Below are 17522 nucleotides of genomic sequence, written 5' to 3'. Positions count from 1 at the left end.
CCGCCCCAGTCGGCAGGACTCAGACGATCGACTTGATGGTCTTGTCCGCGTACCGCAGCGTCTCGTCGATGGTCCGGTCCATCTCGCGCAAAGCGTCGGGCTGCGCCGTGAGGAGAGCGGGGACGTTGATGATGCTCGTGGCGAGGAAGCATCCCGCCAGGGTGAGGAACTCCTTGTACCGTTCCCGCCCCTCGTGCCCGAGCGAATCCCAGTCCCGGGGCTCCGGCGGCAGACTCGCCCTCCACTTCTCCAGGGCGTGGGTGCCGTGGACTTCGACGTACTCCATGGTGGCCGTGGCCCGGTGCAGGACGTCGACCATCGTGTCGAAGCCCCTCTGCGACTGGTCCAGGGCCGCCTCCGCGGCCTCGATCTCGGTTCGGAGACGTTCCTCCTCCTTCTTGTTCCGGCGCTGCCTGAGAACGTAGAAGCCGGCGGCCGCCAGCGCTGCCGCCGGGGCGGCGACCATGCCGGTGAGGAGGAGGACTCCACCCGCCATGCCGGCACCGCCCGCGGCCAGCGTGCCTCCTCCCAGGAGGGCTAGAGCCGCGTTGGTCGCGGCAACCCCGGACAGCGTCGAAATAGCCGCTCCGGTGGAGGCGGTCCCGAACAGTGCGGCGGCCGTGAACGCACCGTAGGCCGCGGCGCCGCCGGCTGCTGCCCCGACCGCGCCTCCAGCGGCGGCACCACGGATCACGTTGGCGATCCCGGCGGACATGGCCTCGACGCGGATCGCCGTAGGGATCTCGCCGGTGCTCTCGGTCTCCTCCTCGCCCGGCCTCTCCGGCTCGGGCGCCCCGCTGATGCTCTCGGCCAGCTCCACGAACCTCATGAAGAACTCGTCGCGGACGACATCATGGACACGGATGAAGGCTTCCCCGTGTTCCAGGGTGATCTTCGACCGCTGGGCCGCCTTCTCGTTGATCTCGGCGTGGCGTCTCTTCGTCTCCGCGACCTGGTCACGCAGCTTCACCGGCCGCTGGCCCCGCTGACGAGCGAGAGACCTGGTCCGGTCCTCCGCCTCCTGCTGGAGTTGCGCGGGTGTCAGCTGGAGCGCGAGGGCGATGGCGGCCAGACGGTGCTCCCCGGGGCTGACGAGCCCGCGCTCGATCCGGGAGACCGAGACCGCGCCGCCCTTCCCGTAGTCGGCCTGCTCGGCCAGCTCTTCCTGGGTCATCGAGGGGCTCTGGGCCTGGCGGTGCTCGCGGATCACGAGGCCCATCGCCTCTGCGCTGAAATCAGTCATCGGTTTCGGTCCTCTTGGTCGGCGGGCTGTGGCGAAGCCAGGAGGACCCAAGCTCACTTGCCAGCGCAGCACCGGAGCGGACGGCCTGGGCGCTGTCTCCCCTGAACTGCTTGAACGCCTTGACGACGGCCGGGTCCCGACGGACTGCGTCGGCGGTCTGGATGTTCTGGGCAGCGGTGACGGTGAGCTGGGCGAGGTTGAGGCGAGCCATGGCAGTGGACCTTTCGTCGCTGACGGTGCCTGCGCCCGTGCAACATAGCGTCGCTTAGTGTCCGGTGTTCGCACTATGGAGAAACCGGCTGCAAGACCGAAAGGGAGGCCCGGTCATTTGGGGGCACGCCGGGCGCTTCGGCCGTACTGGCGGGCGGTCCGGCACATACATCCGGCTCGGGCTCTGGGGGCGCCACCCGGATGGGCTAAATTTGGACCTTCGTACGCCGGAACCGGTTGGGGAGAACGCAAATGACGGAAGCGATCCTGCTGGTCGGCGGACAGGGGACGCGGCTGCGCCCCGTCACGGTGAACACGCCGAAGCCGATGGTGCACACGGCAGGCGTTCCCTTCCTCGCCCACCAGATAGCCCGTGCCGCCGCCGCAGGCGTCACGCACATCGTGATGGCCACCTGCTACCTCGCCGAGGTCTTCGAGCCCTACTTCGGCGACGGGTCCGACTTCGGCGTCCACCTGGAGTACGTGGTCGAGGACGAGCCGCTGGGCACCGGCGGAGCCATCCGCAACGCGGCGCGGCTGCTCACGGGCGGTCCGGACTCCTCCGTGCTCGTCTTCAACGGGGACATCCTCACCGGCCTGGACATCGCCGGACTCGTCGAATCGCACAAGGCGGCCGACGCCGACGTCTCCCTGCACCTGGTCCGGGTCGACGACCCGCGCGCCTTCGGCCTGGTCCCCACCGACGCCCACGGGCGGGTGCTGGCCTTCACCGAGAAGCCGCAGACGCCCGAGGAGATCATCACCGACCAGATCAACGCCGGGTGCTACGTCTTCCGGCGCAGCGTGATCGACACCATCCCGGCCGGCCGGTCCGTTTCCGTGGAGCGCGAGACCTTCCCCGGCTTGCTCGCCTCCGGGGCCACCCTGCACGGGGTCACCGAGAACACGTACTGGATGGACCTCGGCAAGCCGGAGGCGATCATCCAGGCCTCCGCCGACCTGGTCCGCGGCGTCGTCCCCTCCCCGGCCGTCCCCGGACGCCGCGGCGAGTCCCTCGTACTGCCCGGAGCCCACGTGGCGGCCGGGGCCAAGCTGTCGGGGGGCACCGTCGTGGGCGCCGGAGCCCGCATCGAGGCGGGAGCGGTCGTCCAGGGCTCCATCGTGCTGGCGGACGCGGTCGTCGGCCCCGACGCCCAGGTGTCCGCCAGTCTGATCGGCGCCGGCGCCTCGGTGGGCGCGCGGACCGTGCTGGACGCCGCCGTCATCGGTGACGGAGCCGAAGTGGGGGCCGACAACGAGCTCCGCGCCGGCGCCCGGGTCTGGTGCGGGGCGCGGCTGCCCGACGCGGCGATCCGGTTCTCCTCCGACGCCTGAGCAGGGTGCCGGCCGCCGGGTGCCCCGGTGAGGGGCGCCCGGCGGCGCGCGGTCAGTTCCCGCGGACGGTGACCTTCTCGTCCTTCTGGATCTGCTGGACCAGCTGCTGCACCTTCGCCTTGTCCCAGACGAGGTTGCCGCCGCGCTGACCGGAGATCGGCATGTTCATGGACACGCCGTCACCGCCGCTGATGCCCTTCATCGCGAAGAACATCGACCCCATGTCGTACAGGCCCATGTCCTTGTCCACGATCAGCGTGTCCAGGCCCGCGCCCAGCACCGGGTACAGCGAGAACGGGTTCAGGATCGTCGACGGGGTCGCCGCCTGGCTCGCCAGCGCCGACAGGAACTTCTGCTGGTTCTTGGTCCGCTGCAGGTCCGACTCGGCGAAGGCGTAGCGGGTCCGCACGTAGGCCAGCGACTGCTCGCCGTTCAGCGTCTGGGTGCCGGCCTTGAAGTCGGCCCCGGACTTCTCGTCCTTGAACCCCTTCTCGATGTTCAGCTCCACCCCGCCCAGCGCGTCCACGATGTTCGCGAAGCCGGCGAAGCCGATCTCCGCGTAGTGGTCGATGCGCAGGCCGGTGTTGAACTCCACCGTCCGCACCAGCAGCTCCGGGCCGTCCTGCGCGTACGCCGCGTTCAGCTTGGTCCGCTTGCCGGTGCCCGCGAACTTCTTGCCCGATTCGGAGCCGACGAAGGAGGGGATCTCCACGTCGGAGTCGCGCGGCAGGGAGATCATCGTGTTCCCGCTGGAGCACTTGGCGAGGATCATCATCGAGTCGGTGCGCTTGCCCTCGGCCGAGCCGGTGTGGAGCTTCTTCTTGTCCTCGGCGGACATGCCCTCACGGCTGTCGGAGCCCACGATCAGGTAGGTCGTGCAGTCGCCCTCCTTGGGGCGCTCGATGACCTTGGAGAGGTCGACCTCTCGGCGCACGTTGGAGTCGGCCCAGAAGTACGTGCCGATGCCCGTCACGAGCAGGCCCGAGACCAGCACGATCGAGCCGATCTTGATCCGCCTGCGCCAGTCCGGGGCCGGTCCCGCCGGCCGGGCCGGGCCGCCGGGGCCGCCCGGGCCGCGCCCGCCGGGGCCGGCGGGCGGCTGGGAGCCGCCTCCGTACACCTGGCCGGTGTTGTAGCCGCTGTCGTAGCCGCCGCTGTACGAGCCGTCCTGCTGCGGAGGCACGTAAGGGGCCCCGGCCGGCGGCTGGGCCGGACGGCGCGGGGGCTGCTGGGGCAGCTGGGGCTGCCGGGACGCCTGGGGGCCGGAGCCGGGCCGCTGGACGTGCCTCATCCGCCGTGCGCCTTCCGGCTCCGCCTGGCCGCTGCCGCGGCCGTACCCGTCATCGCGGCGGCCGCGCTGGTCCTGCTCGCCGCTCCACCCGTCCCTGTCACTCATGTGCCCAAGAATGCCTGGCCGGGAGGGCCGCCGAACAGCCCGGGTCGCCCTTCGTACCGGTGCTGTTGCAGAGCTGATGCCGGGGCAGCGCGCTTAAGCTGTTCCCATGACAGACATACCGGGCGACCCGGCGGGGAAGCCGATCTCCGCTTCCCGCACCACCCTGAGCCACATCATGACCGCCAACGACACCAACCTGCTCGGCACGGTGCACGGCGGCGTGATCATGAAGCTGGTGGACGACGCGGCGGGCGCCGTGGCCGGCCGCCACTCCGGGGGCCCGGCCGTCACCGCCTCCATGGACGAGATGGCCTTCCTCGCCCCCGTCCGCGTCGGCGACCTCGTCCACGTCAAGGCCCAGTGCAACTGGACCGGCCGCTCCTCCATGGAGATCGGCGTACGCGTCCTCGCGGAGCGGTGGAACGAGTCCACCCCCGCCACCCAGGTCGGCAGCGCCTACCTCGTCTTCACCGCGGTCGACGCCGAGGGCAAGCCCCGCCAGGTCCCGCAGGTGATCCGGGAGACCGAGCGGGACGAGCGGCGCTACCAGGAGGCCCAGATCCGTCGCACCCACCGGCTCGCCCGCCGCCAGGCCATCCGCGACCTGCGGGAAGAGCGGTCCGCACAGGGACTGGACGCCGACGTCTAGGTCGTCTCTTTCGGATCTTGTCGGTCAGGTCCGCGTCGTCCGGTGCCGTGCCTCGGCGCGCTGCCGGGGCTCCCGCGTACTGGACGTACTCGGGTGCCCCGGCAGTGCGGCGAGGTGCGGTGCCGGGCGGCGCGGGCCCGGCAAGATCCGAAAGAGACGGCCTAGAGCGGGCCGGTCAGGAGCCCCCGCAGACCACCTGGTCACCGGTGACCACACCGAATTCGCCCTGGTACGGGTCCTCCGCGCGCACCGCCACCACCTTGCGGTAGTCGGCGCCCGCGATCACCACGATGGTCCGCCCCTGCCCGCGCACGGCCCGCAGCTCACTGCCGGGCAGCGCGGTGGACACCGTACGGGCCGACCGGTCCCAGCGCGGGTCGTACGTGATCACCGTGCGCTTGACGTCCCGGCTCGCGCCGTTCCCCGGAGCCCGGGTGGTGTCGAAGCCGGTGGCGCGCAGCGCCGAGTCCACCCGGGTACCCAGCCCGTCGATCCGGGTGCCGTTCTCCACCTGGACCCGGACCTGCCCCGGGGGCACGTCCACCGGCACCGCCGGCTGCCGGCGCACCGGACGGCCGCCGGCGGCGGGGGCCGCGGGCGCGGCCATCGGCCGGTCCTCGCGCAGCGCCTGGAAGAGCTTCGCGGCCTTCCCCTCGTCCCATTTCACGGTGGAGCCGACGCCCTTGACCGGGAAGGAGGGGTTGCCGACGGGCACGGAGGCGAACTCCGAGGAGGACGGGGTGAAATCGCGCATCGCCTGCCCGAGCGCCAGCATCTGCTCCGAACCGAAGCCCCTGTCGGCCCGGACCGAGCTCAGCAGGGTGGAGCTGACCTCCTTGAACTTGACGGGGTTGAGCAGCACCCCGCCCCCGGTGGCCTGCTTGATCAGGGCGGCGATGAACCGCTGCTGGCGCTGCATCCGGCCCAGGTCCGAGGCCCCGTCGACATGGCGCGAGCGCACGTACTGCAGGGCCTGGCCGCCGCTGAGCCGGTGGGTGCCGGGGAGCAGGTCGAGGCCGGTGTTGGGGTCCTTCATGGTCTTGGCGGTGCAGATCTCCACGCCGCCCATGGCGTCGACCGTCGTCATGAAGCTGGTGAAGTCGACCTCCAGGTAGTGGTCGATCTTCACGCGGGTCATGTTCTCCACGGTGCGCACGGTCAGCTGGGGCCCGCCCTCGGCATAGGCGGCGTTGAGCTTCACGGGGTGGGCCCCGTGCGGTTTGCCGCTGGAGCCGTCCACGTGCGCGGGCAGCTGCACGAAGCTGTCGCGGGGGAGGCTGACCACACTGGCCCGCGACCGGTCCGCCGACAGGTGGACCAGCATGACGGTGTCGGTGCAGTGGCAGGGCGCGCCGCCCAGGCGGTACTCGCGCTTCTCCTCGGCGGTGATCTTGTCGCGGCCGTCGGTGCCGACGAGCAGGAAGTTCACCCCGTGCCCGGCCTGCGGGCGGTTCTTCATGTCCTTGAAGGGGTCCACGCGCTGGATCCCGGTGTCCAGCCCGGTCATCACGGCGTGCCCGAGAGCTCCCGAGCCCAGGACGAGCACCGACAGCCCCGCGGCGAGCCGGACCCCCCAGCGGGGCCTGTCCGCCGGCCGGTTCCGGCCCGTCGGCCGGATCCCGCTGGGGGGGACGGCCGGACCGCCGGGCCGCGGCGCGCGCTGCGACGGCCGGGCGGACCGGGCGGGCAGGGCGGGTCGGGTGGGACGGTGCGGCTGGGGCACGGGGGACACCTCGCACGATCGGCAGATTCGTCAGAACAGTAGGTCCATACGATCAGCTGCTGTCCGTACTGCTCATCCGGCGCGCACCCGGTTCCCCCGTACGCGGTAACGTGACACCGATACCCGACCTTGAAGGACCACATGCCCGCCCAGCAGCCCGCAGTCTCGGTGATCATGCCGGTGCTCAACGAGGAGCGCCATCTGCGCGACTCGGTCCACCACATCCTCGGACAGGAGTACGGGGGTGAGATGGAAGTGGTGATCGCCCTCGGCCCGTCCACGGACCGTACGGACGAGATCGCCGCCGAGCTGGTACGGGAAGACCCCCGTGTCCACACCGTCCCGAACCCCACCGGCCGCACCCCCGCCGCCCTCAACGCGGCCATCCAGGCCTCGCGCCACCCGATCGTGGTGCGCGTGGACGGCCACGGCATGCTCTCCCCGAACTACATCGCCACCGCGGTCCGCCTCCTGGAGGAGACCGGCGCGCAGAACGTCGGCGGCATCATGCACGCCGAGGGCGAGAACCCCTGGGAGGACGCCGTTGCCGCCGCGATGACCTCGCGCATCGGCGTCGGCAACGCCGCCTTCCACACCGGTGGCAACGCCGGCCCCGCCGACACCGTCTACCTCGGGGTGTTCCGGCGGGAGGCCCTGGAGGCCGCCGGCGGCTACAACGTGGAGTTCATCCGCGCGCAGGACTGGGAGCTGAACTTCCGCATCCGCGAGGCCGGCGGGCTGATCTGGTTCTCGCCGGAGCTGAAGGTCCAGTACCGACCGCGGCCCTCGGTGCGCGCGCTCGCCAAGCAGTACAAGGACTACGGGCGCTGGCGCCACGTGGTGGCCCGCTACCACGCGGGCTCCATCAACCTGCGCTACCTCGCCCCGCCGGCCGCCGTCTGCGCGGTCGCCGCCGGCCTGGTCGCCGGAGCGGTGCTCACCCCGTGGGCCTTCGTCCTCCCGGCGGGCTACCTCGCGGCGATCACCGCCGGCTCCGTCCCGGCCGGCAAGGGCCTGTCGCCGAAGGCCCGGCTGCAGATCCCCGTCGCCCTGGCGACCATGCACATGTGCTGGGGCTACGGCTTCCTGACCAGCCCGCGCTCGCTCGCGGCCAAGGTCATCGCGAGCCGCCGCCCGTCGGTGAGCCGGGACGCCGCCGAGCTCTGAGCCCGCTGACCCGAAAGGGGTGACCCGGTCCGACGAGGACCGGGTCACCCCTTTCGGTGTACGGAGGCGTCAGCTCACCAGCGGTACGGCTTGTAGATGTCCATGCAGCTGGTGTCCGTGCCGTTGAGCACGGCGGCCGATTCCGGGACGTCGCCGGCCTCGGGCGGCGCCTGCTGCGGGTAGGCGGTGCCCTCGCGCCAGTCCGCGCCCACCAGGACCGTGATCCTGGCTGCCGAGGCCGACTTCTGTACGGAGGTGCCCGGGATCCCGAGCGCCGCGGCCACGGCCTGCGCGTCGGCGGCCTGCGCGTCCGTGGCGTAGCGGACGACCGTCGTCTTCTCCGGGATGAGCGCGCCGTCCGCCTTGGCCTGCGCGAACCCCTTGGCGACCAGCTGGCCGGCGATGGCCGTGGCCCGCCTGGCCACCGGCTGCTGCCCACCGGAGCCCGTGCCGTTGACCACCTGTACGGCGACCTTCGCGGGGTCGGAGGCCGGCTGCGGGGCCGGCGCGGACGAGGGAGCGGACGGCGACGGCGATCCGCTCGCGGCGGCCGCCGGGGCGCCGTTCTTGTCCATGGCGACGTCCTCGCGGATCAGCTTCCACACCTTCGGAGCGTCCGTGGGGTTGACGATCAGCCGGTTCTTGTCGCTCGGCGCCTGCAGCACCGGGATCGTGGCCATCGTGATCCGGTTGACCGGCACTTCCTTGAGCAGCAGGGCGAGGTCGAGGAGCTTCTTGACCGACCCGATCTCCTCCGACACCTGAAGCGCCTTCGTCGCAGCCTCGGCCAGGCCTGTCAGACGGGGGAGGTCGGTGAAGGCGTTCTGGCTCTTGAGCCCGCGCATCATCGAGTTCATGTACATGTGCTGCGCCGTGGCCCGGCCCATGTCACTGCCGAAGGCGTGCCGGGTGCGCAGCCACTGGAGCGCCTGCTCGCCCTGGATCCTGGTGGTGCCCGCCTTCAGCCTGAGGCCGGAACCACCCGTCTCCAGACCCGGTTTCCAGGAGTCGTCGACGTTCTGGTTGACGCAGACGTCGACGCCGCCGATCGCGTCGGCCATGCTCACGACACCGGCGAAGTCGATCGTCATCCAGTGGTCGATGTAGACGTTGGCGAGCTTCTCCCAGGTGGCCAGGGTGCAGCCGGGGCCCCCGCGCCCGAAGCTCTCGTTGATCATCGTCTTGGTGGCTTTGTACTTCTCACCCGTTTTGGGATCGGTGCACTCCGGGACGTCCACGATCGTGTCGCGCGGAACGGTGGTCACCGAGGCGTTCTTCCGGTCGGCCGATATGTGGACCAGCATCTGCGTGTCGGCCCGCACGGGGCCGCCGACCAGGTCCCGGCCCCCGCCGAGCTCCTGGTTCTCCGGCTTGTCCCGGCTGTCGGAGCCGAGCATCAGGATGTTGATGGGGCGGCGGCCCGCGGCGTCGGCCTCGCTCTTGGCGACCCCGCTGTCGCCGCTCAGGCGCTGGCCGCTGCGGATGTTGCCGTTGAGGTGGCGGTAGTAGAGGTACCCGGCCGCCGCCGTCACGAGTATGAGCAGCGCCAGGATGGAGGCCGTCCAGCGCAGGGCGCGCCGCCCCCGCCGGTTCGGGCGCCTGCCGCCGCCGCTCCCGCGACCTGCGCGGCGGTGGCCGGAACCCGACCTCGGCGCCGGTACGGAACCGGTGGCCGCCGTACGGGTGCCGGCGCCGGATATGCCGTCGCCGGCCCGGCCCGGCGCCCCCTCCCCTTGCACGCTGCTGTGCCTCACGCGTCCCCCATCACGATCACTTTGTGTCGGTATTGTGCCGGTCCGACGCGTTCCGGCATGTCATTTCGTGACTGCGGAGGGCCGGTCGGCCCGCCTGTCGGGTCACTTGGCGCAGACGGCCTTGTCCGCCCCGACCCGCTGGACGCCTTCGGGCGCCTGCTGAGGTGCCGTCATGGAGACCCCCGCTCCCTTGAAGTCCGCGCCGAGCGTCAACTTCATCGGCGTCTTGGGCGCGGCGTCGGCCGTTCCCGGCTTCAGCGCCGTCGCCGGCAGCCCCATCATGTCCGCCAACGCCCTCGCCTGATCGGCCTGGTTGGGCGCGTACTCCAGCTGCGTGGCAGTCACCTTGGCGGGCGCGTTGCCCAGGTTGCTGGACTTGAGCACCCCCTTGGTGTTCTGCAGCCAGGTCAGCGTGCCCGACGCGGATCCGGCCGGGCCACCGCCGTTGAGGACGTCCACCCGGACGTCATGGGCCGCCGCGCGGGGGCCCTGCATCAGGGCGTCCAGCTGGGCCTTCGCGTCCGAGGCCGCCGCGTCCTTCGCGGCCTGTTCCTTCTTCTCGACCTCGGTGAGGGAGACGTCCCCGCGGATCATCTGCAACAGCGGTTCGGCCTGCGCCTGGTTGACCACCACGGTGGCCTTGACCTTCTCCGCCGGATTGTCGAGCACCGGAAGCGTGGTGAAGGTGATGTTCTTGAGGTCGATGTTCTTCAACTCGCCCGCGAGATCGGTGAGTTTTCCGATCGACCCTATGCCCGAATCCACGCTCAGCGACTTGGTGGCGGCTTCCGCGAGGGAGAAGAACTTCTTCGGACTCGTCAGCGTCTCCTTGGACTTCATCTCGCGCATCATCGAACCGAGGAACTGCTGCTGGGTCTTGATGCGGTCGAGGTCGCTCTCGTTGCCGAAGGCGTGCCGGGTCCGTACGAAGGCCAGTGCCTGCTCGCCCTGCAGCCGGTGCTCGCCCGCCGTCAGCTTGAGCTTGGAGTCCTTGTCGTTGACGTCCTTGGCCACGCAGACCGGCACCCCGCCGACCGCCGTGCTCAGGTTCTTCACCGCGTTGAAGTCGGCCATCATGAAGTGGTCGACCTGGATCCCGGTGAGCTCCTTGACGGTGCGCATCGTGCAGCCCGGGTCGCGGCCCGCCTGCCCGAGGCTGTTGTTGAAGCGGGCCCCGCGCTCGGCGGGGATGTCCTTCGTCGAGCCGTCCGGCTGCTTCGTGGGACAGACCGGCACATTGGTGATCAGGTCGCGCGGGATGGACAGCGCCGTGGCGTTGGAGCGGTCCTTCGAGACGTGGAAGAGGATCGTCGTATCGGCGTGGCCGACACTGCCGGCGTCCCCGTACCCCTCGTTGCCCGCGCCGCTGCGCTTGTCCGTGCCGATCACCAGGATGTTGATCGGCTGGTCCTTGCGGAACCCGCCGCTCGTGCCCGCGTCGCCGACGTCGGTGACCACGATGTTGTCGTTCAGGTGCTGGTAATAGAGGTACCCCGCCACCGAGCCGCCGATCAGCAGCACCGCCAGGGTCCCGCCGGTGATGGTCAGGGCCCGTTTGCGGCCCCCGCCGCCGACTTTGCGCGAACGCCCGCCGCGCCGGCCGCCGCCGGGCGGGGGACCGTCACCACGGCGCGGTCCGGGGACCGCGGGGGACGGGGCCGCGGGGGAGCGGGGGGGAACAGGGGCCCTACGGGGCGCCGCGCGGGGGACGGACCGCTGCGAGGGTGCTTGCGCAGCGGAATCTTCCAGTCGCAGCTCGTAGTTGCCGGTGCGGGGGTTGAGTACCCACTGGTCTGCGGGGTCGATCTCGTCGGCCCGTCCACGGCTTTGCGCATCCACGGTTTGCTCGAATCCTCCGTCGGTGCTTCGCGACGCGCCTCCCCCAGGCGCACGGTCAACGATCCGGCTGCTGGCGCACGGTCTCTGGTCTGGCCGGGCGCCGGATCGCTCACCTTATCCGGACAGGTTCGCCGCAAACCATGCTGGTGATGAATTCCACGCACTTACAACGGGGCAATCGCCTCAACAAGCTCGGCCCGGGCACCGGCTTTTGGGATTGCTTTACCGGCAGTCGGCCACACCGGCCGTGGTACCGGTGAACGTGGGGACGGGAGCGGAGGGCTCCGTGGTTCCCGGGGCGTCCGTTCCGGCGCGCGCCCCGTCGCCGGCCGCCGCCTCCTCCCGCTCCCCGTCCGGTTCCCCATCGGACCGGGAGACCGGAGCGGGCGTGGCCGTGGCCGTGGCCTTGGGTGCGGGCGGGGCGATGGTGAGCGGCTGGTCCGCCCGCAGCCGCTGGAAGAGCTGCGTCGCGTCCGGCTGGCGCAGTTCGTCCCGGTTCGCGTCGGCGGCGTACGGCCGGCGCGGCACCGTGAGGAACTTGATCTGGTCGGTCGGGATGTCGCGTACGCCCCGCACCAGTTCGTACAGGCCCCGCAGCGAGGCCAGCCCCGGGTCGGTGGTCACCGAGGAGGTCGCCGCGTCCAGCAGCGGGTACAGCCGCGCCGGATTGAGCAGCACCCCATTGCTCTGCACCTTCTTGACGAGCGACCCGAGGAACGCCTGCTGGCGCTCCATCCGCTCGGTGTCGCTGCCGTTGCCCAGGCTGTAGCGGGCCCGTACGAAGCCCAGCGCCTGCTCGCCCTGCAGGGTCTGCCGGCCCGCAGGCAGCTTCAGCTTGGCCTCGGTGTCGTCCACCGGCCGCTTCAGGCAGACCTCCACCCCGCCGATGGCGTCCACCATCTTCTTGAAGCCGTTGAAGTCCAGCACCATGTGGTGGTCGACCCGGATCCCGGTCATCGCCTCGACCGTACGGATCGTGCAGGCGGTCCCGCCCCATTCGAAGGCCCAGTTGAACTGGGCGAACTGCTCCCTGGTGCGGTTGCCGTCGGGCTTCAGGCACGCGGGTATCTCCGTCATCAGGTCCCGCGGTATCGACACCGCCGTCGCACTCTTCCGGTCCGCCGGCAGGTGCAGCAGGATCGTGGTGTCCGAGCGCTGCGTGCCCTGGTCCTGCCCGTACGGGGCGTTGCCCGCACCGGTGCGGGAGTCCGAGCCGATCAGCAGGATGTTCTGCGCGCCGCCCGCCAGGTGGGCCGGGCGCTCCTTGTCGTAGCGCCGCAGCTCGGCGGCGGCGGAGGTGTCCTCGGCGATGTTCCCGTCGAGCTTGGAGTAGATCCACCAGCCCGTGCCCGCCCCGACGACGGCCAGCATGCCGGTCCCGAGCCCGATCCAGCGCAGCAGCCGGCGCCGCCTGCGGCCGTTCGGAGGCTTGTCGCCTCCGGCCGCATCGGTGCCGCCCGGTATGCCCGCGCTGTCCGTCACTCGCGTTCCGTCCCCTCACCCGAACCGGTACGGGCCGTACGGGTGAGTACGGCCTGTGCCGATCCTGCCCCCGGGTGTTCGATGCGGCCCGGGGGCGCGGCCGTGTATAGGGCCATGTGGGTGACAAATAGCCGATATCCGGCATTGGGCGGTGTGGGTGACGCCGGTGTCGGGCGGGGTCAGGCCGTGTGGGTGACCCGTTCGCTCTCGATCCGCTGGGCCAGCGCCGCGTCCGCAAGCCCCTCGGCGTTGCGGCACAGCACCACGGAGCCGCCCGTGGCCAGCGCCGCGTAGAGCCCGGCCGAGAGCCCCTCCCAGCTGTCGTAGCCCTGCCGGGACAGCACCCGCGCCCCCTCGCCGAAGCCGAGCTTCGCCGCGTCCTCGCGGGCGCGCTCGCAGATCCGGGCGTACGAGAGCTCCTCGCCGCCGACCACCAGCCCCGGGCCGTCCGCGTCCACGGGCTGGAAGGGCGCGAAGCGGTCGCCCTGCCCCGGCACCTCCACGGCGTAGTCGGCGAACCCGGCCGGCGGCTGCGGGAAGCGCCCGCCCAGCGGTCGCAGCGCGAGCGCCACCCGCTCTCCGGAGCACGCGGCGGCCTCCTCCAGCGTGTCCGGCCCGCTCACGACGAGGTCGGCGTCGCCCGGATCCCCGCCCACCTCCACCACGACCCCGACGGAGGCGCAGGCGAGCAGCCACACGGCGCTCTGCCAGTGCGCGGGGAGCAGCAGGGCGAGCCGGTCGCCCGGCTCGGCGCCCAGGTCGCCCTGGAGCAGATTGGCGGTCTTGGCCACCCAATTGGCGAAGGTGGCGACGGACAATTCGACGCGCTCGCCCGTGGCGTCGTCGTAGAAGGTGACGAGCGGGCGGCCGGGATCGGCGGCGAGCGCGGATCGCAGCAGGTCGGCAGGGGTGCGGTCAGTGGCGTTCACGGACCAGAGCCTACGCGGGGGGACCCGCGCCCCTCCTCCGTACGGCCGCAGCGCGATCCCCCGTACGGAGGAGGGGTATCGCCGCCCGGACCGGACGGCACGTCAGTTCTCGGATGGCGCCCGCCCTCCGCAGTCCCCAGCATCCTTTCCATGCGTGCATTCCTTGCTTCCTCCATCGGCGTCGCGACGGCTGCCGCACTGGCCCTGCCGCTCGCGCTCTCCTCCACGGCCCTCGCACACCCGGCTGCGGCCATCGGGTCGTCAGCCCCCGCGGCCCCCGCCGGATCCACCCAGTCCGTGCCGCTCGTCCCCGTGGGACCCGCGGCGGACCGCACCACCGGGGTCCCCGGCATGAGCACCTCGCCCCGGCTGCCCGAGACACGGGGCCTGTCGGCGCGCGAGGTCAAGACCTTCTCGCTGGTCGGCGTCGTCTGGGACGACGCGAGCACCCAGCTCGACGGCCGCGTCCAGGTCCGCACCCGCTCCGTCGCCACCTCGGCCTGGTCCGAATGGCAGGACGTCGACACCCACAACAGCGAACACGCCGCCGACCCCGACACGGTCGAACGCGGCTCCGGCCGGGTCCGCGGCAGCACCGCCCCCCTGTGGGTCGGCCAGTCCGACGGCATCGAGGTCCGCGTCCAGGCGGAACCGGGCGGCCGCGCGGTGAGCGGCGGACTCCCGACGGGCCTGCGCATCGAACTCGTGGACCCGGGAGACTCCACCCGTGCCCAGCAGGACGCGAAGAACGCCAATACGTCGGAGGAGGCCGCGCCGCCCCGCCCTTCCCCCGTCGATTCCCCCGTCGATTCCTCCGTAGATTCCTCCGTCGATTCCCCCGTCGACGACGACAAGGGAGAGCTGGCGCTCCTCCCCGGCATGACGATGGAGATGGCGGAGTCCTCCTCCGCCAACATCCCGATGGCCCCCCTGGGCGCCCAGGAGATCCCGGCCCTCAACAAGGCCGACTCCACCGCCGACGCGGTCCTCGCCGACGAGGCGCTCGCGGCCGCCCCGTACATCGGCCCGCGCCCGAAGATCGTCACCCGGCTGGGATGGGGCGCGGACGAGAGCCTGCGCGAGAAGGGCTTCGTCTACACGAACACGGTCAAGGCCGCCTTCGTCCACCACACGGCCTCGGGCAACAACTACGCCTGCAAGGACGCCCCGGCCGTCCTGCGCAGCCTGTACCGCTACCACGTGGTCAGCAGCGGCTGGCGCGACATCGGCTACAACTTCGCCGTCGACAAGTGCGGCACCGTCTACGAGGGCCGGGCGGGCGGAGTCGCCAAGGCGGTCCTCGGGGCGCACACCATGGGCTTCAACACGGACAGCATGGGCGTGGCGGTCATCGGCACCTTCGCGTCCACGGCCCCGCCCAAGGCGGCGGTCGACGCGGTGGCCCGCCTCACGGCCTGGAAGCTCGGCCTCTTCGGAGCGGACCCCCGCGCGAAGACCACCCTCCGCTCGGGCGGCGGCAACCTCTACGCGAAGGGCAGCAACGTCCGCCTGAACGTCATCTCGGGCCACCGCGACGGCTTCGCCACGGAATGCCCCGGCCGCCACCTCTACACCCAACTCCCCCCCACCCGAACCGCCTCAGCCAAACTCCAGGGCCGCCCCTGAGGATGGCGTTCCCCCCTCCTTGACGCGCTGCTCGCACCACTCGGCCCTGGCGGGCCTCCTGGGCTTCGCCGCGCTGTGCCGGGCACCTTCTTGACGCGCCGCTCGCGCGGTGCGGCCCCTTGGGGGCCTTACCGGCTTCGCGCCGCTGCGCCGGACTCCGTCCGGCGGTGCCTGGTCGGCGTGCCCGCCCCTGCCGCCGGGGGCGGGGCCGGTGGGCGGGTGCGGGTGCTCGTGCCCTGCGGGGCAAGTTCCCCTACCCGCCCTTCGCCCGTTCCCCGGGGCTGCGCCCCGGACCCGTTGCCGCGTGCGGCGCCGTTGCCGGGGGCCGGCCCCCGGACCCCCGCGCCTCAAACGCCGGCGAGGCTGGATATGGCTGCCTCGGGGCAGCGCAGCGCACGGTGCGCTGCGCTCCGTCCCGAGTGGTGCGGATGCGGTGCTGCGCATGCCGTGCCGCGCTGCCGTGCTGCGCACACGTGCTGCGCATGCCGTGCTGCGCATGCCGTGCTGCGCATGCCGTGCTGCGCAAGCTGTGCTGCGCAAGCTGTGCTGCGCACACGCCCAATCCAGCGCCGGTCAAAATCCAGCCCCTCCGGCGTTTGAGGAGCGGGGTCTGGGGCGGAGCCCCAGGGGGTCCGGGCGCAGCCCGGTACCCCCTCCAGCCCGTCCGGCGTTTGAGGACCGGGATCCGGGCAGCGCCCGGGGAACGGTGGAAGGGCGGGTAGGGGACAGCCCCGCAGGGCTACGCTCAAAGACATGGCCGGCCGCTACGACCCCCTCACCCGCACCGCGATCCGCGGCGGCCGCACCACCGTGCCCGCCCCCGCCCCAGCTGCCGTCCCAAGCACGGCCCCAGCCCCCGACACGGACCCGAGCACCGGCCCCGCTGCCGCCCCAGGCACGGGCCCCAGCCGGGACTCCGACCCCGGCCCAGGTATGGGCACCGGCCCAGGTACGGGCACCGGCCATGACACCGGCACCGGCCCCGGCAAGGCCACCGGCCCTGGCGCGGACGCGGGCGCTGGCCCCGGCTGAGCCTCCGGCACGGGCACGGGCACGGGCACCGGCCCCGGCCCAGACACCGGCCCCGGCCCAGACACCGGCCCCGGCCCAGACACCGGCCCCGGCCCAGACACCGGCCCCGGCCCAGGCACGGGCCCCGGCCCAGACGCGGGCCCCGGCCCAGCCTCCGGCAGGGACAGCGGACCCGGCCCCGGCAAGGGCACCGCCCCCGCCACCCCCCGAACCCGTACCTGGACCCCACCCACCCCAGTGGACCTGGGCCTCACCCTCGGCCCCCTCAGGCGCGGCCCCGCCGACCCCACCTTCCGCGCCACCGCGGGAGCGGTCTGGCGGGCCAGCCGGACCCCCGCCGGTCCGGTCACGCTCCGCGTCGCGCGGGACGGGGCCGGGGTGACGGCCACCGCGTGGGGCCCCGGCGCCGACTGGATCCTCGAGGGCCTGCCCGAGCTGCTCGGCTCCGCCGACGACCCGGCGGCCTTCGTCCCCCGCCACCGCCTCCTGCACGCCAGCCACCGCCGCCGCCCCGGCCTGCGTCTGACCCGCACCGGCCTGGTCCTGGAGTCCCTGATCCCCACGGTCCTGGAACAGAAGGTCACCGCCGACGAGGCGTACCGCGCCTGGCGCCGCCTCGTACGCCAGTACGGCGAACCGGCTCCGGGCCCGGGCCCCGACGAGAACCAGGGCCAGGCCCCGGACCTCTACGTCATGCCCGACCCCCGCACCTGGACCCTCATCCCCTCCTGGGACTGGCACAAGGCCGGCGTCGACTCCAAGCGCTCCGCCACCATCGTCCGCGCGGCCCGCCTCGCCGCACGCCTCGAAGAGGCCGTCGCCATGGACCTGCCGGCGGCCACCGCCCGGCTGGAGGCGGTCCCCGGCATCGGCCCGTGGACCTCCGCCGAAACCCTCCAGCGCAGCAACGGCGCCGCGGACGCCGTCACCACCGGCGACCTCCACCTGCCCGGCATCATCGGCTACGCCCTGGCCGGGAACCGGGACGCCGACGACGCCGCCATGCTGGAGCTCCTCGCCCCCTACGCCGGCCAGCGCCACCGCGCGGCCCGACTCGTCCTCCTGGCCGGCTCCGCCCCGCCCCGCCGGGCTCCCCGAATGCCCCGGGGCGACATCGGCAGGCTCTAGCGGCACGAC

13 protein-coding genes are annotated in these 17522 nt (G+C 72.3%); 5 read left to right on the top strand and 8 right to left on the bottom strand.

Annotated features, from left to right (window positions below; translation table 11 throughout):
- Window positions 1-19: 19 nt before the first annotated feature.
- Together ACODT5_RS33125 and ACODT5_RS33120 are read right to left on the bottom strand one after the other, a co-directional pair.
- Window positions 20-1243, bottom strand: a complete 1224-nt coding sequence (locus tag ACODT5_RS33125) for a hypothetical protein (RefSeq protein WP_422522784.1) — start codon at window positions 1241-1243, stop codon at window positions 20-22.
- The gene (locus ACODT5_RS33120; RefSeq protein WP_422522783.1) at window positions 1236-1454 is read right to left on the bottom strand and encodes a hypothetical protein; all 219 of its coding nucleotides are present in this window, start codon (window positions 1452-1454) and stop codon (window positions 1236-1238) included. Before ACODT5_RS33120 ends, ACODT5_RS33125 begins: the two co-directional genes overlap by 8 nt.
- A gap of 251 nt (window positions 1455-1705) precedes the next feature.
- On the opposite strand from ACODT5_RS33120, the gene manB reads away from it, so the two are divergent.
- Complete coding sequence (gene manB, locus ACODT5_RS33115) at window positions 1706-2788, top strand: mannose-1-phosphate guanylyltransferase (RefSeq protein WP_266878072.1); 1083 nt, start codon at window positions 1706-1708, stop codon at window positions 2786-2788.
- A 52-nt stretch (window positions 2789-2840) separates the two neighbouring features.
- On the opposite strand, the gene ACODT5_RS33110 is transcribed toward manB, so the two are convergent.
- Window positions 2841-4184 carry an LCP family protein gene (locus tag ACODT5_RS33110; RefSeq protein ID WP_422522782.1) on the bottom strand — a complete coding sequence of 448 codons (1344 nt, stop codon included), beginning with the start codon at window positions 4182-4184 and terminating at the stop codon, window positions 2841-2843.
- A 106-nt stretch (window positions 4185-4290) separates the two neighbouring features.
- Between ACODT5_RS33110 and ACODT5_RS33105 the strand changes: the two genes are divergently transcribed.
- Window positions 4291-4833 carry an acyl-CoA thioesterase gene (locus ACODT5_RS33105; protein ID WP_243335130.1) on the top strand — a complete coding sequence of 181 codons (543 nt, stop codon included), beginning with the start codon at window positions 4291-4293 and terminating at the stop codon, window positions 4831-4833.
- 175 nt (window positions 4834-5008) lie between these two features.
- On the opposite strand, the gene ACODT5_RS33100 is transcribed toward ACODT5_RS33105, so the two are convergent.
- Window positions 5009-6556 (bottom strand): LCP family protein, encoded by a 1548-nt coding sequence (locus tag ACODT5_RS33100; protein WP_479685668.1) that lies wholly within the window; start codon window positions 6554-6556, stop codon window positions 5009-5011.
- Between the two features lie 141 nt (window positions 6557-6697).
- Here ACODT5_RS33100 and ACODT5_RS33095 point away from each other — a divergent pair, with 141 nt between their 5' ends.
- Window positions 6698-7723, top strand: coding sequence for a glycosyltransferase family 2 protein (locus tag ACODT5_RS33095; protein ID WP_422522780.1), 1026 nt, complete (start codon window positions 6698-6700; stop codon window positions 7721-7723).
- 74 nt (window positions 7724-7797) lie between these two features.
- Here the strand turns inward: ACODT5_RS33095 and ACODT5_RS33090 are convergent, their stop codons facing one another.
- The 4 genes from ACODT5_RS33090 to ACODT5_RS33075 all read right to left on the bottom strand — a co-directional run bounded on the left by ACODT5_RS33090 (window position 7798) and on the right by ACODT5_RS33075 (window position 13727).
- Window positions 7798-9477, bottom strand: a complete 1680-nt coding sequence (locus ACODT5_RS33090) for an LCP family protein (RefSeq protein WP_422522779.1) — start codon at window positions 9475-9477, stop codon at window positions 7798-7800.
- Between the two features lie 102 nt (window positions 9478-9579).
- Window positions 9580-11316 carry an LCP family protein gene (locus tag ACODT5_RS33085; RefSeq protein WP_422522778.1) on the bottom strand — a complete coding sequence of 579 codons (1737 nt, stop codon included), beginning with the start codon at window positions 11314-11316 and terminating at the stop codon, window positions 9580-9582.
- Window positions 11317-11538: 222 nt separating this feature from the next.
- Window positions 11539-12798 carry an LCP family protein gene (locus tag ACODT5_RS33080; RefSeq protein WP_422522777.1) on the bottom strand — a complete coding sequence of 420 codons (1260 nt, stop codon included), beginning with the start codon at window positions 12796-12798 and terminating at the stop codon, window positions 11539-11541.
- A gap of 179 nt (window positions 12799-12977) precedes the next feature.
- A complete protein-coding gene (locus tag ACODT5_RS33075) occupies window positions 12978-13727 on the bottom strand; it encodes a TIGR03089 family protein (RefSeq protein WP_422522776.1) in 750 nt (249 codons plus the stop codon).
- Window positions 13728-13877: 150 nt separating this feature from the next.
- Between ACODT5_RS33075 and ACODT5_RS33070 the strand changes: the two genes are divergently transcribed.
- The gene (locus ACODT5_RS33070; RefSeq protein ID WP_422522775.1) at window positions 13878-15353 is read left to right on the top strand and encodes a peptidoglycan recognition protein family protein; all 1476 of its coding nucleotides are present in this window, start codon (window positions 13878-13880) and stop codon (window positions 15351-15353) included.
- Window positions 15354-16622: 1269 nt separating this feature from the next.
- Entirely contained in the window at window positions 16623-17513 is an 891-nt protein-coding gene (locus tag ACODT5_RS33065; RefSeq protein WP_422522774.1) for a DNA-3-methyladenine glycosylase family protein, read from the top strand.
- Window positions 17514-17522 lie beyond the last annotated feature (9 nt).

This window comes from Streptomyces tatrensis (assembly GCF_049310065.1).
Taxonomy (GTDB): Bacteria; Actinomycetota; Actinomycetes; order Streptomycetales; family Streptomycetaceae; genus Streptomyces.
Note: the sequence above shows the minus strand (reverse complement) of the source record. Positions and strands in the feature narration are given on the sequence as shown.